This is a genomic window from Pseudomonas ceruminis, assembly GCF_021602025.1.
Taxonomy (GTDB): Bacteria; Pseudomonadota; Gammaproteobacteria; order Pseudomonadales; family Pseudomonadaceae; genus Aquipseudomonas; species Aquipseudomonas ceruminis.
On record NZ_BQHW01000003.1, the window covers coordinates 26,391 to 52,734 of the forward strand.

The 26,344-nt window shown below is 62.1% G+C and carries 21 protein-coding genes and 2 pseudogenes; 7 read left to right on the top strand and 16 right to left on the bottom strand.

What is annotated here, in order from left to right; genetic code table 11:
- The 10 genes and pseudogenes from nuoJ to L6D80_RS04340 all read right to left on the bottom strand — a co-directional run.
- Entirely contained in the window at positions 1-501 is a 501-nt protein-coding gene (gene nuoJ / locus L6D80_RS04295) for an NADH-quinone oxidoreductase subunit J (protein WP_054903547.1), read from the bottom strand.
- Positions 502-511: 10 nt separating this feature from the next.
- Positions 512-1,060 (bottom strand): NADH-quinone oxidoreductase subunit NuoI, encoded by a 549-nt coding sequence (gene nuoI, locus L6D80_RS04300; protein WP_016488223.1) that lies wholly within the window; start codon positions 1,058-1,060, stop codon positions 512-514.
- A gap of 11 nt (positions 1,061-1,071) precedes the next feature.
- Positions 1,072-2,079 carry an NADH-quinone oxidoreductase subunit NuoH gene (gene nuoH / locus L6D80_RS04305; RefSeq protein WP_016391389.1) on the bottom strand — a complete coding sequence of 336 codons (1,008 nt, stop codon included), beginning with the start codon at positions 2,077-2,079 and terminating at the stop codon, positions 1,072-1,074.
- Positions 2,076-4,790 carry an NADH-quinone oxidoreductase subunit NuoG gene (nuoG, locus tag L6D80_RS04310; protein WP_176515218.1) on the bottom strand — a complete coding sequence of 905 codons (2,715 nt, stop codon included), beginning with the start codon at positions 4,788-4,790 and terminating at the stop codon, positions 2,076-2,078. Before nuoG ends, nuoH begins: the two co-directional genes overlap by 4 nt.
- Positions 4,791-4,922: 132 nt before the next feature.
- Positions 4,923-6,287: an NADH-quinone oxidoreductase subunit NuoF gene (gene nuoF, locus L6D80_RS04315; protein ID WP_054903549.1), complete on the bottom strand. Its 1,365-nt coding sequence runs from the start codon at positions 6,285-6,287 to the stop codon at positions 4,923-4,925.
- Positions 6,284-6,781, bottom strand: coding sequence for an NADH-quinone oxidoreductase subunit NuoE (gene nuoE, locus L6D80_RS04320; protein ID WP_003251433.1), 498 nt, complete (start codon positions 6,779-6,781; stop codon positions 6,284-6,286). Before nuoE ends, nuoF begins: the two co-directional genes overlap by 4 nt.
- A gap of 2 nt (positions 6,782-6,783) precedes the next feature.
- Complete coding sequence (gene nuoC / locus L6D80_RS04325; RefSeq protein WP_054903550.1) at positions 6,784-8,565, bottom strand: NADH-quinone oxidoreductase subunit C/D; 1,782 nt, start codon at positions 8,563-8,565, stop codon at positions 6,784-6,786.
- A 78-nt stretch (positions 8,566-8,643) separates the two neighbouring features.
- Complete coding sequence (locus tag L6D80_RS04330) at positions 8,644-9,321, bottom strand: NuoB/complex I 20 kDa subunit family protein (protein ID WP_003251429.1); 678 nt, start codon at positions 9,319-9,321, stop codon at positions 8,644-8,646.
- A gap of 9 nt (positions 9,322-9,330) precedes the next feature.
- Positions 9,331-9,744, bottom strand: coding sequence for an NADH-quinone oxidoreductase subunit A (locus L6D80_RS04335; protein WP_003251427.1), 414 nt, complete (start codon positions 9,742-9,744; stop codon positions 9,331-9,333).
- A 414-nt stretch (positions 9,745-10,158) separates the two neighbouring features.
- A pseudogene (locus tag L6D80_RS04340) lies at positions 10,159-10,371 on the bottom strand (lysoplasmalogenase); the annotation flags it as partial.
- A gap of 698 nt (positions 10,372-11,069) precedes the next feature.
- On the opposite strand from L6D80_RS04340, the pseudogene L6D80_RS04345 reads away from it, so the two are divergent.
- A pseudogene (locus tag L6D80_RS04345) lies at positions 11,070-11,299 on the top strand (DUF3077 domain-containing protein); the annotation flags it as partial.
- A 124-nt stretch (positions 11,300-11,423) separates the two neighbouring features.
- Here L6D80_RS04345 and aceA read toward each other — a convergent pair.
- Positions 11,424-12,749: an isocitrate lyase gene (gene aceA, locus L6D80_RS04350; protein ID WP_176512818.1), complete on the bottom strand. Its 1,326-nt coding sequence runs from the start codon at positions 12,747-12,749 to the stop codon at positions 11,424-11,426.
- Positions 12,750-13,242: 493 nt separating this feature from the next.
- The gene (locus tag L6D80_RS04355; RefSeq protein ID WP_223849215.1) at positions 13,243-13,977 is read right to left on the bottom strand and encodes a secretin N-terminal domain-containing protein; all 735 of its coding nucleotides are present in this window, start codon (positions 13,975-13,977) and stop codon (positions 13,243-13,245) included.
- Between the two features lie 141 nt (positions 13,978-14,118).
- Between L6D80_RS04355 and L6D80_RS04360 the strand changes: the two genes are divergently transcribed.
- From L6D80_RS04360 to L6D80_RS04370, 3 genes are all read left to right on the top strand, one after another.
- A complete protein-coding gene (locus tag L6D80_RS04360; RefSeq protein WP_176512820.1) occupies positions 14,119-15,294 on the top strand; it encodes an ATP-binding protein in 1,176 nt (391 codons plus the stop codon).
- A 52-nt stretch (positions 15,295-15,346) separates the two neighbouring features.
- Entirely contained in the window at positions 15,347-17,068 is a 1,722-nt protein-coding gene (locus L6D80_RS04365) for a S8/S53 family peptidase (RefSeq protein WP_176512821.1), read from the top strand.
- An 87-nt stretch (positions 17,069-17,155) separates the two neighbouring features.
- Complete coding sequence (locus tag L6D80_RS04370; protein WP_176512822.1) at positions 17,156-18,598, top strand: SulP family inorganic anion transporter; 1,443 nt, start codon at positions 17,156-17,158, stop codon at positions 18,596-18,598.
- A gap of 32 nt (positions 18,599-18,630) precedes the next feature.
- On the opposite strand, the gene fusA is transcribed toward L6D80_RS04370, so the two are convergent.
- Complete coding sequence (fusA, locus tag L6D80_RS04375) at positions 18,631-20,742, bottom strand: elongation factor G (protein WP_054902665.1); 2,112 nt, start codon at positions 20,740-20,742, stop codon at positions 18,631-18,633.
- A gap of 73 nt (positions 20,743-20,815) precedes the next feature.
- On the bottom strand, positions 20,816-21,241 hold the full coding sequence (locus tag L6D80_RS04380; protein ID WP_054902666.1) for a hypothetical protein: 426 nt from the start codon (positions 21,239-21,241) through the stop codon (positions 20,816-20,818).
- 195 nt (positions 21,242-21,436) lie between these two features.
- Here L6D80_RS04380 and L6D80_RS04385 point away from each other — a divergent pair, with 195 nt between their 5' ends.
- A complete protein-coding gene (locus tag L6D80_RS04385) occupies positions 21,437-21,739 on the top strand; it encodes a hypothetical protein (protein ID WP_054902667.1) in 303 nt (100 codons plus the stop codon).
- 2 nt (positions 21,740-21,741) lie between these two features.
- Here L6D80_RS04385 and L6D80_RS04390 read toward each other — a convergent pair whose 3' ends face one another.
- Positions 21,742-22,986, bottom strand: a complete 1,245-nt coding sequence (locus L6D80_RS04390; protein WP_054902668.1) for a 2-aminoadipate transaminase — start codon at positions 22,984-22,986, stop codon at positions 21,742-21,744.
- Positions 22,987-23,118: 132 nt separating this feature from the next.
- Entirely contained in the window at positions 23,119-24,015 is an 897-nt protein-coding gene (gene gcvA / locus L6D80_RS04395; protein WP_054902669.1) for a transcriptional regulator GcvA, read from the bottom strand.
- Positions 24,016-24,268: 253 nt separating this feature from the next.
- Here gcvA and L6D80_RS04400 point away from each other — a divergent pair, with 253 nt between their 5' ends.
- Together L6D80_RS04400 and L6D80_RS04405 are read left to right on the top strand one after the other, a co-directional pair.
- A complete protein-coding gene (locus L6D80_RS04400; protein WP_054902670.1) occupies positions 24,269-25,651 on the top strand; it encodes an amino acid permease in 1,383 nt (460 codons plus the stop codon).
- Between the two features lie 109 nt (positions 25,652-25,760).
- Complete coding sequence (locus L6D80_RS04405; protein ID WP_176512823.1) at positions 25,761-26,261, top strand: PaaI family thioesterase; 501 nt, start codon at positions 25,761-25,763, stop codon at positions 26,259-26,261.
- The last annotated feature ends 83 nt before the right edge of the window (positions 26,262-26,344 follow it).

The following is a 26,344-nucleotide window of genomic DNA, read 5'->3' on the forward strand; positions in this document are numbered from 1 at the left end:
TTACTCCTTCGCCTCGTTGCGGCCCAGGTGGAAGGCGGTGACGGCTGCAGCGAGCAGCAGCATCGAGGCCAGTTCGACCACCAGCAGGTAGGGGCCGAACAGGCTGATGCCCACGGCCTTGGCGTCCACGGTGGTACCGCTGATGGCCGCGCCGCTCGGGGCGACGAACAGCACGTACAGCAGCTCCAGCAGCAGCAGGGCGGCCAGCAGCACCGGCCCGGCCCAGATGCCGGGCTTGAGCCAACCCCGTTCCTGAGCGACCGAGGCCGGCCCGAGGTTGAGCATCATTACCACGAAGACGAACAGCACCATGATTGCGCCGGCGTAGGCGATCACTTCCAGGGCGCCGGCGAACGGCGCACCCAGAGCGAAGAAGATCATTGCCACGGAAATCAGCGAAATGATCAGGTAGAGCAGGGCGTGCACAGGGTTGGTGCCGGTCACCACTCGAAGGGTGGAGACCACGGCGATCCCGGATGCGAAGTAGAAAGCGAATTCCATCTTTCTGTCCTTATGGGAGCAAGCTCTTCACGTTGATCGGCTCGGCTTCGTTCTGAGCAGCGCCTTTCGGCTTGCCAGCGATCGCCATACCCGCAACACGGTAGAAGTTGTAGTCAGGGTTCTTGCCGGGGCCGGAGATCAACAGATCTTCCTTCTCGTACACCAGGTCCTGACGCTTGAACTCGGCCATTTCGAAATCCGGAGTCAGCTGGATCGCGGTGGTCGGGCACGCTTCCTCGCACAGGCCGCAGAAGATGCAGCGCGAGAAGTTGATGCGGAAGAACTCCGGGTACCAGCGGCCGTCTTCGGTCTCGGCCTTCTGCAGCGAGATGCAGCCGACCGGGCAGGCCACCGCGCAGAGGTTGCACGCTACGCAGCGCTCCTCGCCATCGGGGTCGCGGGTGAGGACGATACGGCCGCGGTAGCGCGGCGGCAGGTACACGGGCTCTTCGGGGTACTGCAGGGTGTCGCGCTTGCGGAACCCGTGGGAAAACACCATTGCCAGGCTGCGCAGCTGAGTGCCGGTACCCTTAACGATGTCGCCGATATACTTGAACATGGGTCAAATCCTCACTGGGCCGCGACGGCTGGCGTGTTGTAAAGCACGATCGCAGCGGTCACCAGCAAATTGATCAGGGTCAGCGGCAGGCAGAACTTCCAGCTGAAGTCCATCACCTGGTCATAGCGCGGGCGCGGGATCGAAGCGCGCAGCAGGATGAACAGCATGATGAAGAACGCGGTTTTCAGCGCGAACCACAGGAACGACAGTTGCGGCAGGATGCCGAACGGGCCGTGCCAGCCGCCGAAGAACAGGGTCACCAGCAGCGCCGAGATGAGGATGATGCCGATGTACTCACCGACGAAGAACATGCCCCACTTCATGCCGGCATACTCGATGTGGTAGCCGTCGGCCAGTTCCTGCTCCGCTTCCGGCTGGTCGAACGGGTGACGGTGGGTCACGGCGACGCCAGCGATGAAGAAGGTGCAGAAGCCGAAGAACTGCGGAATGATGAACCACAGGTTCTGGGCCTGGTATTCAACGATGTCGCGCATGTTGAACGAGCCCACCTGCACCACCACGCCCATCAGCGCCAGGCCCAGGAACACTTCGTACGACACGGTCTGGGCCGAGGCTCGCAAGCTGCCCAGCAGGGCGTACTTGTTGTTCGACGACCAGCCGGCGAAGAGCACGGCATAGACCGAGAGACCGGCCATGGCGAAGAAGAACAGCAGGCCGATGTTCAGGTCGGCAACGCCCCAGGTCGGGGTGATCGGGATGACCACGAAGGCGATCAGCAGGGCGCTCATGGCCACTACCGGTGCCAGGGTGAAGATCACGCGGTCGACGAAGGGCGGGTTCCAGTCTTCCTTGAAGAACATCTTCAGCATGTCGGCGGCGATCTGGAACATGCCGAACGGGCCGACACGGTTCGGACCGTAGCGGTCCTGCCACCAGCCCAGCAGGCGGCGCTCGACGAAGCTGAGCAGCGCGCCGCACACCACCACCGCGAGCAGGACCACGATGGCCCGGATCACGGTGAGGATCACATCGATCACTTCGGGGGTGAACCAGCTCATTGTGCTGCCTCCTGCAGACCTTCGACGGATGCACCGAAGATGGCAGGTGGGATACCGGCCAGGCCTTTCGGCAACGCGACCAGGCCAGCGCCCAGCTCTTCATTGATGCGCAGTGGCAGGCGCAGGGACACGCCAGCGACGTTCAGGCTCAACAGCGCGCCGTCGTTGACGCCCAAGCGGTCAGCCTCGGACTTGGCCAATGCCACGTAGGCGGCAGGAATGCGTTCCTGAACCGGCGCGGCGCGCGAGGAGCTTTCTTCGCTGCCGAACAGGTGGAAGAACGGTACTGCGGTCCAGGTGCCACGGGCCGGGTTGAAGGCGCCCGGAATGGCGTTGAACCAGTTCAGACGGTCGCCTTGCGATTCGATCAAGCGAACACCCGGGTCACCGGCACGCAGGTGGCCACCGACCTCGTCCTGGAACTTGTTCCAGGCTTGCGGCGAGTTCCAGCCCGGCGACCAGGCGAACGGCACCTGCTGGCGCGGCTCGGCCGACCCCGAGTAGCCTTCCATGGAGAAGGCGAACGCGGTGTCCTTGTCTTGCGGGGTGCGTGGTTCGTGCACGCTGATGTTGGCGCGCATCGCGGTACGGCCAGAGTAACGCAGCGGCTCACGGGCCAGCTTCATGCCCTTGATACGGAATGCGGCGCTTGGTGCGGCATTGACGATGCCGGCCAGTTGCGGCGCGGCTTCGGCGCAGGCGCTGGTGACGTGGTCCAGCTGGGTCCAGTCGACCGGCTTGTTCAGCAACGTGGCACGCAGGGCATGCATCCAGCGCCAGCCTTCGTGAACCAGGATGCTGCTGTCCAGGTACTGCGGGTCAAACACCTGGAAGAAGCGCTGGGCACGGCCTTCCTGGCTGACCAGGGTGCCGTCGCCTTCGGCGAACGAAGCTGCTGGCAGCACCAGGTGGGCGCGGTCGAGCGTCGGGGTCTTGGAATGGTCGGCAACGATCACCACCTTGGCCGCGGCCAGAGCAGCGTCCACCTTGGCGGCCGGTACGCGGGCGTACAGGTCGTTCTCCAGCACGACGATGGCGTCGGCCTTGCCGCTGATGACCGCGTCCAGCGCGGCATCCACCGATTCACCACCAAGCATGGCCAGACCCAGACTGTTGGCCTCAGGCACTACCAGGCTCAGCGAACCATCTTTCTCGCGCAACTTCAGGGCCTTGGCGATGTTGGCGGCGGCTTCGATCAGGGCTGGGTCGGCCAGGGAGGTACCGGCGATTACCAGCGGGCGCTTGGCGGCGATCAGGGCATCGGCGATGCGCTGGGCCAGGGCCTTGGCCTCGTCGTCCAGGCCGGCAACGGCAGGGGCGCTCGGGTCGATGGCGTGGGCCACGGCGAAACCGATGCGAGCCAGGTCTGCCGGGGCCGCGTGTACGCACTCTTCGGCCACATCATCGAGCTTGGTTTCGGCCAGGCTGGCAATGAACAGCGGGTACAGCGCGTGCTGGCCGATGTTTTTCACGGCTGCATCGAGCCAAGGCTGCACTTTCATGGCCTCGGCCATGGCTTCGGCCTTGCCTTTGGTGGCCTGGCGCACGGCCAGGGCAACGCGGGCGGCAGTCTGGGTCAGGTCTTCACCCAGCACGAACACTGCGTCGTGATCTTCGATGTCACGCAGGGTTGGCACTGGCAGCGGGCTGTTGTTCAGCACGTTCAGGGCCAGGCGCACGCGGGCCAGTTCACCGGCTTCCATACCGCAGTAGAAGTAGTCGGCACCGACCAGTTCACGCAGGCCGTAGTTGCTTTCGAGGCTGGCGCGAGGCGAGCCGATACCGACGATGGTGCGGCCACGCAGCAGGTCGGCGGCCTTGTCCAGGGCGGCATCCAGGCCCAGCTTGGTGCCATCGGCCAGCAACGGCTGGCGTGGGCGGTCGGTGCGGTTGACGTAGCCATAGCCGAAGCGGCCGCGGTCGCACAGGAAGTACTGGTTGACCGAGCCGTTGAAGCGGTTCTCGATCCGACGCAGCTCGCCGTAGCGCTCGCCCGGGCTGATGTTGCAGCCGCTGGAGCAGCCGTGGCAGATGCTTGGGGCGAACTGCATGTCCCACTTGCGGTTGTAGCGCTCGGAGTGGGTCTTGTCGGTGAATACGCCAGTCGGGCAGACCTCGGTCAGGTTGCCGGAGAACTCGCTTTCCAGCACGCCATCTTCAACGCGCCCAAAGTACACGTTGTCGTGGGCGCCATAGACGCCCAGGTCGGTGCCGCCAGCGTAGTCCTTGTAGTAGCGCACGCAACGGTAGCAGGCGATGCAACGGTTCATCTCGTGTGCGATGAACGGGCCAAGGTCCTGGTTCTGGTGGGTACGCTTGGTGAAACGGTAGCGGCGCTCGTTGTGGCCGGTCATTACCGTCATGTCCTGCAGGTGGCAGTGACCGCCTTCCTCGCAGACCGGGCAGTCGTGCGGGTGGTTGGTCATCAGCCATTCGACGACGCTGGCGCGGAACGCCTTGGACTCGTCATCGTCGATGGAGATCCAGGTGCCGTCGGAGGCTGGGGTCATGCAGGACATGACGATACGACCGCGGGTGTCGTTCTCGTCGGTGTACTGCTTGACCGCACACTGCCGGCAGGCACCAACGCTACCAAGCGCCGGGTGCCAGCAGAAATAAGGGATATCGAGGCCGAGTGACAGACAGGCCTGTAACAGGTTGTCTGCACCGTTGACTTCGAGCGCTTTGCCGTCTACGTGGATAGTGGCCATTGTTCAAAGTTCTTCGTTGGCCCGCGTGAGCGGGCGTGGCTAATGGAAATCGGTGAGCCTGCGGCCGGCCTCGAGTCGTTCGGGCCGGCCTGCGGGCTGGCGGGTGGCACGGACCACCCGTCGTCTATCTTTTTATGCGCCGACTACAATCGGCTTGGCCAGATTCGGGCGCAGGGTGTCGCCAGCGCTTGCAGGCGCGACACCGGCCTCGAATTCGGACCTGAAGTATTTGATGGCACTGCCCAATGGCTCGACGGCACCCGGCGCGTGAGCACAGAAGGTACGGCCCGGGCCGAGGAAGTTGACCAGGCCCAGCAGCGTCTCGATGTCTTCGGCGCGGCCCTGGCCTTTTTCCAGTGCGCGCAGCATCTTCACGCTCCATGGCAGGCCGTCACGGCATGGGGTGCACCAGCCGCACGACTCGCGGGCAAAGAACTCTTCCATGTTGCGCAGCAGCGAGACCATGTTGACGCTGTCGTCCACCGCCATGGCCAGGCCCGTGCCCATACGGGTGCCGACCTTGGCGATGCCACCGGCGTACATCTGCGCGTCGAGGTGCTCGGGCAGTAGGAAACCGGTACCGGCACCGCCTGGCTGCCAGCACTTGAGCTTGTAGCCGTCACGCATACCGCCGGCATAGTCCTCGAACAACTCACGGGCGGTCACGCCAAACGGCAATTCCCACAGGCCCGGGTTCTTCACCTTGCCGGAGAAGCCCATCAGCTTGGTGCCGTGGTCTTCGCTGCCTTCGCGGGCCAGCGACTTGTACCAGTCGTTGCCGTTGGCGACGATGGCGGGCACGTTGCACAGGGTTTCGACGTTGTTCACGCAGGTCGGCTTGCCCCACACGCCAACGGCGGCGGGGAAGGGCGGCTTGGAGCGCGGGTTGGCGCGGCGGCCTTCGAGCGAGTTGATCAGTGCGGTTTCTTCACCGCAGATGTAACGGCCGGCACCGGTGTGCACGAACAGCTCGAAATCGAAGCCCGAACCGAGGATGTTCTTGCCCAGCAGGCCTGCGGCCTTGGCTTCGTCGATGGCGCGGTTGAGGTGCTTCGCTGCGGTGGTGTATTCGCCACGCAGGAAGATGTAGCCACGGTAGGCCTTCAGGGCGCGGGCACTGATCAGCATGCCCTCGACCAGCAGATGGGGCTGTTGCTCCATCAGCATGCGGTCCTTCCAGGTGTTCGGTTCCATTTCGTCCGCGTTGCACAGCAGGTAGCGGATGTTCATGGATTCGTCTTTGGGCATCAGGCCCCACTTCACGCCCGTGGGGAAGCCCGCACCGCCGCGGCCCTTGAGGCCGGAGTCCTTGACGGTCTGGACGATGTCGTCCTGCGACATCTGCGCCAGCGCCTTGCGGGCGGCGGCATAACCGTTCTTGGCCTGGTACTCGTCGAGCCAGACAGGCTCGCCGTCGTCACGCAGGCGCCAGGTCAGCGGATGGGTTTCGGCCGAACGCGCAATGCGGTTGGCCGGGCCGAAGGAAGTGATGGTCATACGTAACCCTCCAGCAGCTTGGAGACGCCAGCAGGCTGTACGTCGCCAAAGGTGTCGTCGTCGATCATCAGCGCCGGGGCCTTGTCGCAATTGCCCAGGCAGCAGACCGGCAGCAGGGTGAAGCGCCCGTCGGCAGTGGTCTGGCCCAGGCCGATGCCCAGCTCGCTCTGGATCTGGCTGACCACGGACTCGTGGCCACCGATGTAGCAGACCATGCTGTCGCACACGCGGATGATGTGGCGACCGACCGGCTGACGGAAGATCTGGCTGTAGAAGGTGGCCACGCCCTCGACGTCGCTGGCAGGAATGCCCAGCACTTCGCCAATGGCGTGAATGGCACCGTCCGGTACCCAGCCACGTTCTTTCTGGACGATCTTCAAGGCTTCGATGGACGCCGCGCGCGGGTCCTCGTAGTGGTGCATCTCGTGCTCGATGGCCGAGCGCTCGGTTTCGCTCAGGGCGAAACGGTCAGTCTGGATAAGCGTGCTGTTCATGCTTAGCGGTCCACGTCAGCCATAACGAAGTCGATACTGCCCAGGTACGCAATGAGGTCGGCGACCATGCTGCCCTTGATCACCGAAGGGATCTGCTGCAGGTGCGGGTAGCTCGGGGTGCGAATCCGGGTGCGGTAGCTCATGGTGCCGCCATCGCTCGTCAGGTAGTAACTGTTGATGCCCTTGGTCGCCTCAATCATCTGGAACGACTCGTTGGCCGGCATGACCGGGCCCCACGAAACTTGCAGGAAGTGCGTGATCAAGGTCTCGATGTGCTGCAGGGTGCGCTCTTTCGGTGGCGGCGTGGTCAGCGGGTGGTCCGCCTTGTACGGGCCTTCCGGCATGTTGCGCAGGCACTGGTCGATGATGCGGATACTCTGACGCATCTCCTCGACACGGACCATGCAGCGATCGTAGGCATCGCCGTTGTGGGCCAGCGGCACTTCGAACTCGAAGTTCTCGTAGCCGGAGTAGGGGCGGGCTTTACGCAGGTCGAAGTCGCAACCGGTGGCACGCAGGCCGGCGCCGGTGGTACCCCACTCCAGAGCTTCCTTGGTGTTGTACGCGGCCACGCCGATGGTACGGCCCTTGAGGATGCTGTTCTGCAGGGCGGCCTTGGTGTATTCGTCGAGGCGCTTGGGCAGCCATTCGACGAAGTCCTTGACCAGCTTGTCCCAGCCGCGCGGCAGGTCGTGGGCGACGCCACCAATGCGGTACCAGGCCGGGTGCAGGCGGAAACCGGTGATCGCTTCGATCACGGTGTAGGCGCGCTGACGGTCGGTGAAGGTGAAGAACACCGGGGTCATGGCGCCCACGTCCTGGATGTACGTACCCAGGAACAGCAGGTGGCTGGTGATCCGGAAGAATTCGGCGAGCATGATGCGAATCACGTCGACCTTCTGCGGTACCTGGATGCCCGCCAGCTTTTCCACCGCCAGTACGTACGGCAGGTTGTTCATCACCCCGCCGAGATAGTCGATGCGGTCGGTGTAGGGGATGAAGCTGTGCCAGGACTGACGTTCGGCCATCTTCTCGGCACCACGGTGGTGGTAACCGATGTCCGGTACGCAGTCGACGATCTCTTCACCGTCCAGTTGCAGCACGATACGGAAGGCACCGTGCGCCGAAGGGTGGTTGGGGCCGAGGTTGAGGAACATGTAGTCCTCGTTGGCGCCCTGACGCTTCATGCCCCAGGCTTCCGGGTTGAAGCGCGCCGATTCCTCTTCAAGCTGTTGCTTGGCCAGGGTCAGGCTGTAGGGGTCGAACTCGGTAGCACGGGCTGGGTAGTCCTTGCGCAGCGGGTGACCTTCCCAGGTGGGCGGCATCATGATGCGGCTCAGGTGAGGGTGGCCGGCAAAGTCGATGCCGAACATGTCCCACACTTCGCGTTCGTACCAGTTGGCGTTTGGCCAGATGCCGGTCACGGTCGGCAGGTTCAGGTCGCCTTCGCTGAGCGACACCTTGATCATTACGTCGCTGTTACGCTCGATCGACAGCAGGTGGTAGAAGACGCTGAAGTCGGCGGCGGGCAGGCCACGGCGCTGGGTGCGCAGGCGCTCGTCGACGCCGTGCAGGTCATACAGCATGCTGTACGGTTTGGCGACGCCGCGCAGGAAGCTGAGCACCTCCTTGAGCTGGGCGCGCTTGACCCACAGCACGGGCATGCCGGTGCGGGTTTCCTGGGCGACGAATGCTTCGGCGCCAAAACGGTTGTTCAGTTCGACGACCACATCCTGGTCGTCAGCCTTGTAGGGCGGAATGAAAATAGCGTTGTCCGCTGTCATGGTCTCGGTCGCTTTGGGTCAACGTTAAGAATGAAGCCAGGCCGCCGGCTCCGGAGGAGCGGGCGGCAGGTCGCTGGATCAGACTTCGTCGGGGCTGCGCAGATTGGTTACTGCAATGCGCTGCTCACGACGCAGGTCTTTCTGGGCTGGCATCTCGGCACGATAAATACCTTGATCACCAACAACCCAGGAAAGCGGGCGTCGTTCTTGGCCAATCGACTCCTGCAGCAGCATCAAGCCTTGCAGGAAAGCCTCAGGGCGTGGCGGGCAGCCGGGCACATAGACGTCCACGGGGAGGAACTTGTCGACCCCCTGAACGACCGAGTAGATGTCGTACATGCCACCGGAGTTGGCGCACGAGCCCATGGAGATGACCCATTTGGGCTCGAGCATCTGCTCGTACAGGCGCTGAATGATCGGCGCCATTTTGACGAAGCAGGTACCGGCAATGACCATGAAGTCGGCCTGACGCGGCGAGGCCCGGATGACTTCGGCGCCGAAGCGGGCGATGTCGTGGGGAGCCGTGAAAGCCGTGGTCATTTCCACGTAGCAGCAGGACAGGCCGAAGTTGTACGGCCAGAGGGAGTTCTTGCGACCCCAGTTGACCGCGCCACGTAGCACATCTTCAAGTTTGCCCATGAAGATGTTCTTGTGGACCTGGTCCTCTAACAGCTGATCGGTGACGGTTTCCCGTTCACCGACCGGGTACTGCTCGTTGGGCGCATCCGGATCGATTCTGGTCAGATTGTATTGCATGCCAAAGCCTCATTGTTTCAGCTTCGCTTGCCGCTTGCGGCGACCTTCGGGAGCCCAATCAAGTGCCCCGACGCGCCATAGGTAGACAAGACCTGCCAACAGAATTGCTATGAAAACGAGTGCTTCGACGAATCCGGTCCAGCCGCTTTCGCGGACGGACACAGACCAGGCAAAGAGAAAGAGGGCTTCGATATCGAAGATCACGAACAGCATCGCGACCAGATAGAATTTGGCGGACAGGCGCAGGCGGGCGCTGCCGACGGGCAGCATGCCGGATTCGAAGGGTTCGTTCTTGGCGCGGCCCCAGGCCTTGCTACCGAGCAGGCTGGACAGGCCGAGCATGAAGGCACACAGGCCGACGACACCCAGGAGGAAGATGGCAAAGCCCCAGTTGTGGGCGATGAGTCCTGCCGAATCGGACATGCTAGAGATCCTTATACAGAGACCCAGCTCTGCAGTCTGAAATAAGTAGAGCGGCGACGTGGTGTCGCAGGTGCAGTGACCAAATGTCGCAGCTGAATCAATCGCGCTGATTTTATGGGTAAACCCGTAGCAAGTAAAATTTCTGTCGCAAATTTATTCGTAGGATTAAGAACAAAAGGCACTCGTAAATGGCTGAAAGCCTTGATATTCGGGCATTGCGTACGGTTTTGTTAATTATGTTTCTTGCGACTGGTAACGAATTACAATTTTCGGAATGATAATTAATATCATTTGACCTGATGCTATGTAATTTGGCTGTTCTGTGCCTTGTAAAGTTCATCTGGCCACTCCAGCTACTTACAAATGCGAAAGACTCCTGTTGTAACAGCTTCCGAAGCTGCGCGCACCGCTCTGCGTCAATATCAGTGCGGGCAGGGCGGGGCGCAGGGTAATGCCGCAATAGCCGCGCAGGTAAGCCAGGTGGGCACAGAGGAAGGCGGCCAGGCCGAACACGAACAGGTCGGCGGGTGCGGCCAGCAGGGCGAGCAGGGTATTGTCGCTGGCCAGCGCATATATATAGAGGGCGGCGGCCAGGGCCAGAATCATCAGGTGGCTTGGACGAGGCATGGGCGGTCCTTGCTGCTGTGCTGCCTCAAGCATAGACCTGATCCTGGGTTTTGCCGGTGATGCCTTTGGATTGTGTTAGGGCTGGCATGGGCTTGGCGAAAGGAATGCGAGGCCTGTGAGATCGAGCGCCGCCCGCGCGGCGCTTCGCGGCACAAGGCCGCTCCTACATCTGTTTCGGGCCAGTCACGCCTGTGAGGCTACCGCTGCCCGCCTTGTCTGTCCCCTTCGATATTGAAGGTTGCATCACTGCTCTACCTAGGGCGCGCGCCTATGGCACAGGAATAATTGGCCCGAAACAAATGTGGGAGCGGCCTTGTGCCGCGAAGCGCCGCGCGGGCGGCGCTCGATTTGAGCAGCACCGCAACAATCAAGCCGGGCGCCTCGCCGCCCTGATGCTATCGGGCGCAGAACACCTGAAATGTCGGATTTAAAATGATGACCTCGATGCATGAGTTGGAGGCGCTACGGGCTTTGCTTGAGTCGGCATTGATTCAGGTGCAGATACCCGCTGAACCTCGGCCGTTGCACTAAGGCTTGAGCGATGTATCGCCTGGATGGGCCTCTTCGCGGGTAAACCCGCTCCCACAGGATCACCACGGGCTCCAAGACTTGCGCAGTACCTGTGGGAGCGGGTTTGCCCGCGAAAGGGCCTGTCCTGGCAGTCGAGACTTATCAGGGGAACAGACAAATGATCACAGAAGACCACTTTCTATCAGGGCGAAAACGGCACCCATCCACTGTTCCGCATCGAGCCAGGCATTCCTTGTCGGGACGCCCGCGAGCAATCGTCGGAGTTGATGGACTATGTCCGTGAGCTGACCATCATCGGCCTGATGGCGAGAAACCGATGATGATCTGGGCCGCTCACTACCTGAGCGCGATGGCCAAGGCACTGATGGATGATGCAGAGCTTGGCATGAAGCACTGACATACCGCAGGCCTGCACGATCACCTCCTACAGGTTCCGTGCATTTCTAGCCGGTCTGGTATCGGCAAAAAGAAAGGCCCAGGGCTTTCGCAGCCTTGGGCCTTTCTTCAGTGGCAAGCCGCTATCAGTGGAACTGTTCTTCCTCGGTCGAGCCGGTCAGCGCGGTCACCGACGAAGCGCCACCCTGGATCACGGTGGTCATGTCGTCGAAGTAGCCAGTGCCCACCTCCTGCTGGTGCGCCACGAAGGTGTAGCCCTTGCTGGCGTCGGCGAATTCCTGCTCCTGCAGCTTCACGTAGGCGGTCATGTCGTTGCGGGCGTAGTCGTGCGCCAGGTTGAACATGCCGTGCCACATGTTGTGGATACCCGCCAGGGTGATGAACTGGTGCTTGTAGCCCATGGCCGACAGTTCGCGCTGGAACTTGGCGATGGTGGCATCGTCCAGGTTCTTCTTCCAGTTGAAGGAAGGCGAGCAGTTGTAGGACAGGATCTGGTCCGGGTATTCCTTCTTGATCGCCTCGGCGAAGCGGCGGGCTTCGTCCAGGTCGGGCTTGGCGGTTTCGCACCAGATCAAGTCGGCGTATGGCGCATAGGCCAGGCCGCGAGCGATAGCCTGGTCGAGGCCGGCGCGAACCTTGTAGAAGCCTTCACGGGTGCGTTCGCCAATCACGAATGGCTGGTCATACGGATCGCAGTCGCTGGTCAGCAGGTCGGCGGCGTTTGCGTCGGTACGGGCCAGGATGATCGTTGGCACGCCCGAGACGTCAGCCGCCAGGCGCGCGGCCACCAGCTTCTGTACAGCTTCCTGGGTTGGTACCAGGACCTTGCCACCCATGTGGCCGCATTTTTTCACCGAGGCCAGCTGGTCTTCGAAGTGCACGCCGGCAGCGCCTGCTTCGATCATGTTCTTCATCAGCTCGTAGGCGTTCAATACGCCGCCGAAACCGGCTTCAGCGTCCGCCACGATGGGGGCGAAATAGTCGATGTAGCCCTCGTCGCCTGGGTTCTTGCCCGCTTTCCACTGGATCTGGTCGGCGCGACGGAACGAGTTGTTGATGCGCTTGACCACGGTCGGTACCGAGTCCACTGGGTACAGCGACTGGTCAGGGTACATCGACTCGGCCGAGTTGTTGTCGGCGGCGACTTGCCAGCCGGACAGGTAGATGGCCTGGATGCCGGCTTTGACCTGCTGCACTGCCTGGCCGCCGGTGAGGGCGCCCATGCAGTTGACGAAATCTTTTTCAGGGCGGAAGGATGGGTGGGCACCTTGGGTGACCAGCTTCCACAGTTTTTCTGCACCCTGACGGGCCAGGGTGTGCTCCGGCTGCAGGGAACCACGCAGGCGAACGACATCGGCGGCGGTGTAGGTACGGGTCACGCCTTTCCAGCGCGGGTTCTCGGCCCAGTCTTTCTCGAGGGCTGCAATTTGCTGTTCGCGTGTCAGTGCCATGGAAATAAACCTCGTCGCATCGATCTTGGGGTAATTGTGCTGATGCTCACGAAGCGAATCAGGGGTGTGGCGGCTGTCTTGTTCAGGGGATAAGCGGCGGCGAACGCGAAGGCTCGAAGGGGAAGGGAGAGCAGGCCAGGCGAAGGTGTGCGCCGGCAGGTCGGCTCGTGGTTGCCTTGCTGCGGTGCTACGCGATTGCCAGTACTGCGGTGATGCGCTTCCGTCCCTCGGGACAACTTCTTCGTTGCAGTCGCAATCCCGTCGAACCGCCTTGTGGGCCGTATAGACACGAGGTGCCTCCAAGGGTGGGAGGAGTGCATCTCGAAGGCCCTTGCCAGGGCCCCTGATTAGCGGGAGCGAGGCCATCATGCCCTTGGGAAAAAGTGCCTGTCAAATGTTTTGTAGTGGTTTTTTTCGCTTACTACATCTTTGGTCTAATGCGACTTGCTGGTCAGTTTCAAGGCCTTTGGTCGAGGCCTTGAATTACCTGGGATCAGTCAATCAGGTCGACTTTGACACGCAAAGTCATGTTTTCCCCCCGTTGAGTGCTGTATGTGAGGGTTGACGCGTTGCGGTCAGCCTGGCTCTGCTGGTTGAAACCCGCCAGCGTGATCCACTCCCCAAGCTTGCCCGTGACCGTCGTGTCGGTGCTTTGCACTTTCACTACATCAGCACGTTCCTGGCTCATTCGGTCATTATTGGTGCTGATTTGCAGACGAACAGTCTCACCGCTCAGGCTGGGCGTTACATAGAAACCTTGGGTCACGTTGCGGTATTCGGTGTTGCTCTGGATGCGCCCGTAACCGTCGGTGCTGCTGCTGGTGACAGGGATACTCTGGCCCACCTGAATCAGCGCTGGCTGACCCTCGCTGGCCTGGACCTGTTGCAGGCCGCCGTCACGGTTACTGGTGCCGTACTGAATGATGCGCGCATTGCCCCGGTTGTCCTGGTAGTTGCTGTCGGTGTTATCGACGCTGATCAGCAGGCGCTTGGGTGCTGTGTCCAATTGCTGCAGCAGCGCGCGCAGGTCGTCAATGCGCTCGGGGCTGGCGTTTACGATCAGTTTGTTCTCAAAGGTGCTGACACTGCCGTCCTTGCCGATGAGCGATTGAGCGGCGGGCAACAGTTCGGCGCTGCTGCGGTGTTGTAGCGGCAGCACTTCGGTGGCAGCGTGGGCAGTCAGGCTCGCTGCCAGCAGCAGCGAGGCGAAAAAGGGGCGTAGCGGCATGTCCATGATCTCCGCAGGTGGAACCCACATGATGGCAAAATTGTGGGCATTGTGCCGGGCACACATCAAAGCCCGTCGTTTATCCTGGATTTATTTTTTAAGCTATAAACTATAGTAACAGTGATAATTAAGGATAATGGCATGCAGCCTTCCCGCCCAATCTTTCGCCGCGAACAATTGGCACAAGCGCTGGCCCGGGACCTGGCCGGCGAATCGTTTGTCGACTACAGCTCTGGCATGTTCCTCGCCGCACCGCGCCGTACAGGCAAAAGCACCTTCCTCAACAACGATTTCATTCCTGAATGCGTGCGGCGTGGTTGGCTGCCGGTCTATGTCGACCTCTGGTCTGACCGTGATACCGACCCTGCGCAGTTGATCAGCGGTGCCATCGGCACAGCCCTGGCCAGTTTTGAAAGCGCCTTGACCCGGACCGCGAAGAAGGCCGGTATCGATAAAATCAATCTGCTACGCACCCTGAGTTGGGATTTCACCCGGCCCCAACTTCCCGCCGGTACCACACTGGCCCAGGCCCTGACGGTGCTGCATCAAGTGTCCGGGCAGATGGTGGTGCTGGTGGTCGACGAGGCGCAGCATGCCTTGAACAGCGAGGGCGGGCTCAATGCCATGTTCGCGCTTAAGGCTGCGCGGGACCAGCTCAACCGTGGCGACCGTCCTGACGGCCTGCGCCTGGTCTTCACCGGCTCCAGCCGTGACAAACTGGCCAATCTGGTGCTCAAGAGTAAGCAGCCGTTCTACGGAGCCAGCATCACACCGTTTCCGCTGCTGGGGCTGGACTTCGTCGAGTTCGTCACCCGCACGTGGAACGGTCGCTTGGCGGCCAGCAATCAGTTCAAGGCAGAGGACCTGGAATACGCCTTCGAGCGGGTCGGCAGGCGCCCGGAAATGCTCGGCAAGCTACTCACCGAGGTGAGCATCGGCCTGGGCGAAGCGGGCAACCTGGGCGAGCTTTTGCGTACCGGCGCGCTGAACCATCAGGCCGGGGTCTGGAGCGACTACGAAAGCGCCTGGAACGCGCTTTCCGACTTGCAACAGGCGGTACTGGCAGTCATGGCCGAATGCGCACTCGGCAAGCGGGCGTTCTCTCCCTTCACTGAACAAACGTTTACCCAGGTCAACCGTAAGTTGGAGCAGACCGGCGCAACGGCCAATGCCACTACGCCCAATGTGCAAAAAGCGCTGGATGCCTTGCGCGATAAGGAGTTGGTGTGGAAGGCCAATCGCGGTGAGTACGCCCTGGAGGATGTGGCGATGGCTCAATGGCTGACGCGACAGGGCGCCGCTGCCAGCAACGGGTGAACCTTTGATTTACCCCGGTAGTCGCAACCACAGTAGACACGGGGTCGATCGCATGAAGCGTTACATCATCTTGCTGTGTTGCCTGTTGGGGGCGCCTGTCCAATCGGCCGAGGATACGCTGCGCATCAAGGCGTTGCAGCGTTGCGGCGACCTGCTCGGCGATGGCAGCCAGCAGTGGTGCCTGCGCAGCGAGGGCCTGGGACCACGCATGCCGGCGCTTTGGCTGGGCGGTCACCGCCTTGCGCAGAATGGCATCGAAAGGCAGGGGGACACGCTGCGGTTCACGCTGCAGCGAGCCGAGCAACGGAGCGCGCCGTTGTGGCTCGAAACCGATGGCCGAACCAGCAACCCGGTCTGGCTTACCCGACAGCGCAGCCATGTGGTAGCCGCGGGCCCGCGCGAGGTGGCAAGAAACATGGACGGCCTGACCACCTACCTTGACCTGGTCAGCCTGCTGATCGAAGAAAAACACGACGGCCTTGAGGAAGCAGGGCGTATTGCCGACAAGTATGGCGCCAAGGTCGTGGGTGCGATCCCTGCACTGAATGTCTATCAGTTGCGCCTGCCCGTGACGGATCTGGTACAGCGCGATGCGATGATCCTGCGTATGGGGGCTGAAGTCAGTGTCGATGCGGTCATTGTCGAAGAGTCTGCACCCGAGCGCGGTGAGGAGGGGGGCGCGCGTAGCACCCAGGTCATTGACCAGGCAGACGAATGGGCTGCCAACCGCTTCATCGATGCATTGTATTTCTACCAGCGGCGCATTCCGGCGTCGAAGGTGCCTGTACAGCCCATTCGCGTGGGTGTCATCGAACGGGAAGTGGATTTCGATGCGCCGGCATTCAAGGGCTATCGCGGCGGCTGCGAACAGGGCCGGGCGTGCCTCTATGCGCGCGATGGCGGTAGCGCCGAAAGCCATGGCACACATGTGGCCGGCATTCTGGCTGCGCAAGGGGAAGGCGTTGCCGGTGGCTTCCTGTCCGGGCTGGGCCAGCCCAGTCCAGGGTTCGAGGTGATCGTCGAGCGCAACTCGGATGCCGGCATCACTGCCAACATCGCTGCGTCGGTCAACCTGGTGGAGGATGGTGTGCGGGTGCTCAACTGGAGCTGGGGGATCCACCGTACTGGCGCGCGTAACATCCAGGGCGACGAGGTGGATTCGCTGGTGAGGTCGGGGTTGGCCATGAGTGGCTACGAAGAGCTGCTCGAGGAGTTCTTCCTGTGGCTACGCGCCAAGCACCCGGACGTCGTGGTGGTCAATTCGGCGGGCAATGGTGCGTCATGGTCCGGCACCGACGAATACCGCCTGCCTTCATCGTTCGTCACCGAACAGCTGCTGGTGGTCGGCGGCCACCAGCGTGGCGACAAGGCCGTGGCGGTGGAAAGCCCCGAGCATGTGCGCAAGCGGCACAGCTCCAATATCGACAGGCGCGTCGATGTCAGCGCCGCTGCCTGTATCCGCCCTGCGGCTTCGAGTGAGGCGCACTGCGGCACGTCTTATGCCACGCCCCTGGTAACAGCGACGGTGGCAGCGATGCTCTCGATCAACCCAGCCCTGACCCCGGAACAGGTGCGCATGCTACTGCGGCGCAGTGCCTTGACGCTGGGCCATGAACAGGACTTCGAAGCCATGGATGCCGAGGACCTGACTGCGCCTATTCTGCCCTCCGAGCGCGATGCCACGCTCAACCATCCAGACCTGGGACGCTCGGCACGGCTGGACATGCAACGGGCGCTGGACCTGGCGGTACAGAGCCGTGATCGGGTGCGCTAAGCGGTGGCTGCTGTTTGACAAATTCCGTAACATCGCGCCCCTCGATTGCTTTAGTACCGGCCGCCCGGGCCGTATCACAGGACCTTCATGAAACTCGCCCGACTCCGCGCCGACGTGCTCGCCGGCCTCACCACTTCGTTCGCCCTGGTGCCCGAGTGCATCGCCTTCGCGCTGGTGGCCCACCTCAACCCGCTGATGGGTTTGTATGGCGCCTTCATCATTTGCACCCTGACTGCACTGTTTGGTGGACGCCCAGGCATGATTTCTGGCGCCGCAGGCTCGATGGCGGTGGTGATTGTCGCCCTGGTGGTGCAACACGGCGCGCAATACCTGCTGGCAACGGTGCTGCTGGGCGGGGTGGTAATGATCCTCTTCGGGGTGCTGCGCCTGGGCAAGCTGGTGCGCCTGGTGCCCTACCCGGTGATGCTCGGCTTTGTGAACGGCTTGGCGATCGTCATCGCCCTGGCCCAGCTGGAACATTTCAAGGACGCCGGGCACTGGCTCAGCGGCGCGCCGCTGTACCTGATGGTGGGCCTGGTGGCGCTGACGATGCTCGTGGTCTATGGCCTGCCGAAGCTCACGCGCGCGGTGCCGCCGGCACTGGTGGCCATTCTGGGCGTGGGCCTGTTGGTGTACCTGCTTGGCTTGCCAACGCGCACCCTCGGTGACATGGCGCACATCGCCGGGGGCCTGCCGCACCTGGCCCTGCCCGATGTGCCATGGAACCTGGAGACCCTGAAGATCATCGCCCCCTATGCGGTGTTGATGGCGATGGTCGGTCTGCTGGAAACCCTGCTGACCCTCAACCTCACCGATGAAATCACCGAGAGCCGCGGCTACCCGGACCGTGAATGTGTGGCCCTGGGCGCGGCCAACATGGTATCGGGCCTGTGCGGTGGTATGGGCGGTTGCGCGATGATCGGCCAGACCGTGATCAACCTCAGTTCCAATGGCCGTGGCCGGCTCTCGGGCGTGGTTGCGGGGGTGATGATCCTGTTGTTCGTGCTGTTCCTGTCGCCGCTGATCGAGCGTATTCCCCTGGCGGCGCTGGTGGGGGTGATGTTCGTGGTAGCTCAGCAGACGTTCGCCTGGGCCTCCTTGCGGGTTCTGCACAAGGTGCCGGTGAGCGATGTGCTGGCGATCATTGCTGTCACGGTGGTGACAGTGTTCACCGATCTTGCCACTGCCGTGCTGTTCGGCATCATCATCGCTGCGGTGAATTTCGCCTGGCAGCATGCGCGGGAGCTCTATGCCGACCGCTATGAGGACGGGGAGGGCACCCGGCATTACCAAGTGCACGGCACGCTGTTCTTTGCCTCGACCACGCCGTTTCTGAACCAGTTCGACCCCGCCAATGACCCGGCCAAGGTCGTTCTGGACTGCCAGCACTTGAGCTTCGTCGATTACTCGGCGGTTGCCGCGTTGAAAACCTTGCGTGAGCGGTATGCCAAGGCCGGCAAGCAGCTGCGCGTGGTACACCTTTCAGAGCGGTGCAAGACGCTGCTGAAGCGAGCCGGCGAACAGCACTGAGCGCGTGACCCTCTGTTTCGCGGGCGAAGGAATCATTCCCCGCGATTTTTCTTCACGATGCCATCGGCAATGCTTGCCGGCGCTTCGGCATAACGTATGAACTCCATGGTGTAGCTGGCCCGCCCCTGGGTCATCGAGCGCATCGAGGTGGCATAGCCGAACATCTCACCCAACGGCACTTCGGCGCGGATCACCTTGCCGGCGGGTGTCTCGTCGCCGTCCTGGATCATCCCGCGGCGCCGGCTGAGGTCACCCATGATGTCGCCCTGGTACTCCTCGGGCGTGACCACTTCGACCTTCATCACCGGTTCCAGCAGCACCGCACCGCCTTTGTGTGACAACTGCTTGGTGGCCATGGACGCGGCGATCTTGTAGGCCATCTCGTTGGAGTCGACGTCATGGTAGGAGCCGTCGAACACGGCCGCCTTCAGGCTGATCAGCGGGTAGCCGGCCAACACGCCGTTCTTCATCTGCTCCTCGATGCCTTTCTGGATGGCCGGGATGTACTCACGCGGCACTACGCCACCGACGATTTCGTTGATGAACTCCAGGCCCTCCTTGCCCTCGTCACCCGGCGCAAAGCGTATCCAGCAATGGCCGTACTGGCCGCGCCCACCCGACTGGCGAACGAAGCGGCCTTCGATTTCGCAGGTGTTGCGAATCTTCTCGCGGTAGGCCACTTGCGGCTTGCCGATGTTGGCCTCGACATTGAACTCGCGCCGCATTCGATCGACGATGATGTCCAGGTGCAGCTCCCCCATGCCCGAGATGATGGTTTGGCCAGTCTCCTCGTCGGTACGCACGCGGAACGAAGGGTCTTCCTGGGCCAGCTTGCCCAGGGCGATGCCCATTTTCTCCTGGTCGGCCTTGGTCTTGGGCTCCACAGCAACGGAAATCACCGGGTCGGGGAAGTCCATGCGTTCGAGGATGATCGGTTTGTCGATGTCGCACAGGGTGTCGCCAGTCGTCACGTCCTTCATGCCGATCAGGGCAGCGATGTCGCCGGCGCACACGTCCTTGATCTCGGCGCGCTGGTTGGCATGCATTTGTACCATGCGGCCGATGCGCTCTTTCTTGCCTTTCACCGAGTTGAGCACCGCATGGCCGGAGCTCAGTACGCCGGAATACACCCGGGCGAAGGTCAGTGTGCCGACGAACGGGTCGGTGGCAATCTTGAAGGCCAGTGCCGAGAACGGTTCGTTGTCGTCGGCATGGCGTTCCAGGTGTTTGGCGTCGTCGTCCGGGTGGGTGCCTTTGATGGGCGGGATTTCTGATGGGGCGGGCAGGTAGTCGATCACCGCATCGAGCATCAGCGGTACGCCCTTGTTCTTGAACGACGAACCCAGGATGGTCGGCACGATTTCGTTGGCAATGGTGCGCTGGCGCAGGGCGGCCTTGATCTCGTCGATGCTCAGCTCCTCGCCATCGAGGAACTTCAAGGTCAGTTCGTCGTTGGCTTCCGCTGCAGCTTCGATCATGTGCGCGCGCCATTCGTCAGCCAGTGCCTTGAGCTGCGCAGGGATCTCTTCTTCGCGGTAGGTGGTGCCGTGGTCGGCATCATTCCAGTAGATGGCTTTCATCTTCACCAGGTCGATCTGGCCAATGAAGTTTTCTTCGCTGCCGATCGCCAGCTGGATGGGCACCGGGTGGTGCCCCAGGCGCTTATCGATCTGTTTGACCACGCGCAGGAAGTCGGCGCCCTGGCGGTCCATCTTGTTGATATAGGCCAGGCGCGGCACATGGTATTTGTTGGCCTGGCGCCAGACGGTCTCCGATTGCGGCTCGACGCCGTCGGCGCCGCTGAATACCACCACAGCGCCGTCGAGCACGCGCAGCGAACGCTCCACTTCGATGGTGAAGTCGACGTGGCCGGGGGTGTCGATGATGTTGAAGCGGTATTTGTTGGCGAACTGCTTGGTCGAGCCCTGCCAGAAGGCTGTGGTGGCTGCAGAGGTGATGGTGATGCCGCGTTCCTGTTCCTGCGCCATCCAGTCCATGGTCGCAGCGCCATCGTGGACCTCGCCCATCTTGTGGTTGACCCCGGTATAGAACAGGATGCGCTCGGTGGTCGTGGTCTTGCCGGCATCCACATGAGCAACGATGCCGATGTTGCGGTACAGCTCGATGGGCGTTGTACGGGCCATGGCGGACTACCTGTGGATGAGCGGATTCTCCCACGTTAGCAGACCGGGAGAATCCTGCTGTACCGCCGGGCTGTCAGTCGGCCAGGGCCTGCAGCATCCACTGGCCATCCACTTCGCGGGCCAGGCCGCTGGCGGGCAGCAGGGCCAGCAGGCGCTCGTGCAGAGTGGCTTCGGTGAAAGTCTTGAGGGTGGTCAGGTCCAGCGCGCCGACCAGGTTCAGGTCGGTCTTGGTGTACGACAACCAGGCTTTTTTCAGCACCTGTGCCACATCGCTGCCAGCGGTGCTGGCGAACCGGCGGTGCCACTGGCGGCCATCGAACGTGAAGCTGTGGGCGTGGCTGTAGGTGCTCTCGTCGCCACCTTCGGCGCAGCGGTGGCAGCGGCACGGGCCTTCGCCGAAGGCATTGCGCAGGTAACTGTTGAAGTCCACGACGGGCTTGAGGGTCAGGCGTTTGTCGACCTCGAACAGGTCGGCGATCAGGGGTTCTTCGGCGCTCACTCGGTGTCCTCGTGTGGTGTGGCGTGCATCGGCGGGCACCCTAACAGATCAAGGCGGGGGAGGCCATGTGGTTTTCCACCTGCAGGCACGGCCTGACGGTCGGCTTGCCGGCGAGGAGGCCGGTAGAGACAACCGAGCGCCGCTGCCGTACTCTACGCGCCCGCAAGCCTACATCTGATACCGAGGTAATCTCGCTTGAGCACCAAGTACCCGTACACCGCCACCGTGACCATCAGCGCCGAAGACCGTGGGGGCGACACCGAGGCCTCGGAAAACCCGAGCATGCGCGTAGGTCTCGAAGCGGTAACCGAAACACTGAAGAAGGTGCATTTCGTCGGTACGCTCGCAGCCCCGGAGAAGTCGGCCACGCACATTTGCGTCACGCTGGAGAACGGCCTGACCTACTACGGCCCGATCGTCAATGGCCATGCCGAACTGGAAGGCGGCTGGATCGCGTTCGAGTCCGACATGCTCACCCCTGATGAATTGGGCCTTTAACCTCAGTTCAGCGCTGCCAGGCACTGCTCGAGGAGGTCCAGGCCTTCTTCGAGCACCTCGGCCTCGATGGTCAAGGGTGCCAGCAGCCGAATGATGTGCCGCGCCTTGCCGCTAGGCATCAGCAACAAGCCCTTGTTCCGCGCAGCTTCCAGCACCTTGGCCAGATACGCAGGTGCCGGGCTGCCGTCAGTATTGACGAACTCGATGCCGCGCATCGCACCGACACCGGTCAGGCGCCCGATAAACGGGTACTGAGCTTTCCAGCGCTCAACGCGGCTGACGATTGCTTGGGCCTGGCGCTCGCCCCAGGTGGCGAGGTTTTCATCGCTCATTTGCGCCAGGCTGGCCAGCGCCGCCGCACAGGCAATTGGGTTGCCTGAATAGGTGCCGCCCAGGCCGCCTTTGGGCAGCGCCGCCATCAGGTCCTGTCGCCCCACCACCGCCCCCAACGGCATGCCGCCGGCGATGCTCTTGGCCAGCAGCAGCAGGTCTGGTTCGATGCCCAGGCGTGGGAAGGCGAAGCGCTGGCCGGTGCGGCCGAAGCCGGACTGAATCTCGTCGATGATGATCAGGATGCCGCGTTCGTCGCAGAAGCGGCGCAGTGCCTGGGCGAACGCCGGGTCGAGGGCGAGAAAGCCGCCTTCGCCTTGCACTGGCTCGAAGATGAAGGCAGCCACATCCTCTACTGCCAGCTCGACGCTGAACAGGCGGTCCATCGCCTTGAGGGCTTGTTCGCAGGTGACACCGGTGTCGGCGCTGGGGTAGGGCAGGTGGTACACCGGGCCTGGCAATTCACCTACCCGTTGCTTGTAGGGGGCCACCTTGCCGTTGAGGTTCAGGGTTGCCAGGGTACGGCCATGGAAGCCGCCATCGAAGGCGATGATGGCACGCTTGCCAGTGGCGCCGCGGGCAACTTTCAAGGCGTTCTCTGCCGCTTCGGCGCCACTGTTGGTGAGCATGCCGGCCACGGGGTAGCTGACCGGTACGAACGCACTCAGGCGCTCCATCAATTCCAGGTACGGGCCGTGAGGGGCCGCATTGAAAGCATAGTGGGTCAGGCGTGTGGCTTGAGCCTGAATCGCCTCGACCACTGCCGGGTTGCAATGGCCCAAATTGAGTACGCCGATACCGCCGACGAAGTCGATATAACGTTTGCCGTCGGTGTCCCAGACTTCGGCATTGCGGCCATGGGAAAGTGTGATCGGATGAACGATGGCGATGGACTGGCTGATACTTTCCTGGTTCATGGGGCACGCGGACCTTGTTCGATTTTCTTATTATCGAAGCGCGCCGAAGTGGTGTTCCGCAAACGAATTATTCGATTGCGATCATTCCATGGATTCTCGAACATGCGCTGAGGGCCACTTCGAGAGCGGCGCTCAGCTCCCCTCGGCCACCCGCTCACGAATCCACTGCACGAAGGCCCTGATCTTGGGCACCTCTGCCGCATGTTCGGCATGGGCGATGAAATGCCGGCCATTACTCGCCACCGGGTGGTCCCAGGCCACTACCAGCTTGCCCTCGCTCAGCTCTTCGGCCACCAAGTACCGCGGAATCAGGGCGATGCCACACCCGGCGATGGCGGCACGGATGCACAAGTAGAAGGTATCGAACCGTGGCCCGTGGTAGCTGTTCTGGCTGTGCAACCCGAGCCCCAGAAACCACTCGTGCCAGGCTTCCGGCCGAGAGGCGCACTGCAGCAGGCGGTGCTCGGTGAGCGTTTCGGCGCTATCGAAACGGTGTTGGGCCAGCAACTGCGGCGCGCACACAGGTACCACTTCCTCGCTGAACAGTTCGATGCAGGTGGCGCCCGGCCAGGTGCCCTGGCCGAAGAAAAAGGCGATGTCAGCCTTGGCCTGCACCAGGTCGAACGGCTCCAGTTCGTTACGGATGTCCAGGTGAATGCGTGGGTAGCGGTCACCGAACCCCTTGAGCCTGGGTACCAGCCAGCGCGCGCCGAAGGTTGGCTGGGTGGCGATGCGCAGCACCTCGGTTTCGTCGCCGTAGCTGAGGATGTAGCGGCTGGAAATGTCGATCTGGGTGAGGATCTTGTTCACCTCGGTCAGGTAAAGCGCACCCGCTGGGGTCAGGTGCAGGCGCCGACGAATACGCTGGAACAGCGAGTGCGAGAGCATCTCCTCAAGCTGCGCGACCTGTTTGCTCACGGCGCTCTGGGTCAGGTGCAGCTCCTGCGCCGCGCGGGTGAAGCTCAGGTGGCGGGCGGCGGCTTCGAAGCACTGCAGGGCGGTGGTCGAGGGCATCAAGCGTTTGGACATGGCAGCGGCATACCGAGCAAAAAAGGAAGAAGTTCATTCCTGATAGGAATCATGTGCTTCGAAAAGGTCGTTTGTTGACCTCGCCCTATAGATTAATACTGACCTGTATCAACGATTACAACCGGTGATGCGAAGAGGAGGGAACTGCACGGCCGGCGACTTAACAAGAACAACAACGCGCAACACGACCTACAAGAATTCTGCTCCAACTTTCAGCCGTCCCAGCGGCGGCCGACCCATTCGAGGGTTCTCCATGGCTTCGCTAGAAAACAAGAAACAGCGTTCCCTGCAGCACGGTCTGACGTCCCGTCAGGTGTCGATGATTTCCATTGCGGGCATCATTGGTGCCGGCCTGTTCATTGGCTCATCCAACGCCATTGCCACGGCTGGCCCGGCCATTCTCATCTCCTACGCCATGACCGGCCTGCTGGTGTTGCTGGTCATGCGCATGTTGGGTGAAATGGCCATTGCCAACCCCAACAGCGGGTCGTTTTCCACCTATGCCTCCGAGGCGATCGGCCCATGGGCCGGCTTTACCATTGGCTGGCTGTACTGGTGGTTCTGGGTACTGATCATTCCGGTCGAAGCCATCGCTGGCGCCGATATCCTGCATGCCTATTTCCCAGGCGTGCCGTCCTGGCTGTTCGCCTTTTTGATCATGATCGTGCTGTCGGGCACCAACCTGGTGAGCGTGAAGAACTTTGGTGCGTTCGAGTATTGGTTTGCCCTGATCAAGGTAATTGCCATCATCGCCTTCATCGTGGTCTGCAGCCTGGCGGTGTTCGGCTTCTGGCCGCTGGCAGAGGTGTCCGGTGTCAGCCGCCTGTGGGAGAACGGCGGGTTCATGCCCAATGGCTTTGGCACTGTACTTGGCGGTGTGCTGATCACCATCTTCTCGTTCTTCGGGGCCGAGATCGTCACCATTGCTGCCGACGAGACCGCCAACCCGAAAGACAAGATCCGCCGTGCGACCAACCTGGTGGTGTACCGTATTGCGATCTTCTATCTGGCCTCGATCTTCCTCGTGGTGTCCCTGGTCGCCTGGAACGACCCGGGGCTGAAGGCCGTGGGCTCGTTCCAGCGCGTGCTGGAAGTGCTCAACGTGCCAGGCGCCAAACTGCTGGTCGACCTGGTGGTCCTGGTGGCCGTCACCAGTTGCATGAACTCCGGCCTCTACACCGCCTCGCGGATGCTGTATTCCCTGGGGGCACGGGGCCAGGCGCTGAGCATGACCAAGCGTATCTCCGGAGCTGGCGTACCCACCGTGGCAGTTATTCTTTCGACCTTGGCAGGCTTTGCCGGTTGCTTCGTCAACTATGTCTTCCCAGGCAAGGTGTTTGGCTTCCTGCTGTCCACCACTGGCGCGATTGCCTTGCTGGTGTACCTGGTGATTGCCGTTTCGCAGTTGCGCATGCGTGCCCGTGCCGACCGAGAAGGCCGCCCGCTGGAGCTGAAAATGTGGCTGTTCCCTTGGCTGACCTGGCTGGTGATCGGCACCATCGTGATGGTGCTGGGCTACATGTTGTTCAGTGACGCCTACCGTTACGAGACGCTGATGACCGCCGGGGTGACCGCGTTCATTCTGCTGGTTTCGCTGACCCAGCGGCGCGGCAAGACGCTCGCACAGACCGCTTGAACAAACGGGGGCGCACTGTGCGCCCCCGACATTTTCATTGGCGTCGCCAAACCTGGGCGCTACCCTCGCAGCTTGCATCCCTTCCCATTCCAACAAGCACAGGAAGCGCATGAACGATCAAGCTCTCTCTCTTCAGGCCCTGGCGGCCCCCGAAGGCACCTGCTACGGCTGCGGCTGCGCCCATCCCAGCGGCCTGCACCTGCAAAGCTACTGGGACGCCGAAGGTGTCCACCTACTGTGCCGGCACACGCCCGACAGTACCTTCATCGGCTGGCCAGGGCTGGTCTATGGCGGTTTGCTGGCGATGTTGGTCGACTGCCATTCCAACTGGACTGCAATGGCCCACCACTACCGTGCCGAGCGACGCGAACCTGGCAGCCTGCCACGCATCGATTGCGTTACCGGCAGCCTTGGCCTGAACTACCTAAAGCCCACCCCCATGGGCGTGGAGCTGTTGCTCAAGGCACGAATCGAAGGCGAAGTAGGGCGCAAGACCCGCGTGCTGTGCGAGGTATGGGCCGGTGATGTGCTGACTGTCAGCGCCGACTCGGTGTTCGTGCGTGTCGACACCGAGCAGCTCAAGCTGAGGGCGCATGGCCAAGCGAGCTGAGGGCAACGGACGAATGACGTACAGGTGATGGTCAGCCAAACGGGATGGCACTACAGTGATAGGCCCAATCCCCTGGCACAGGT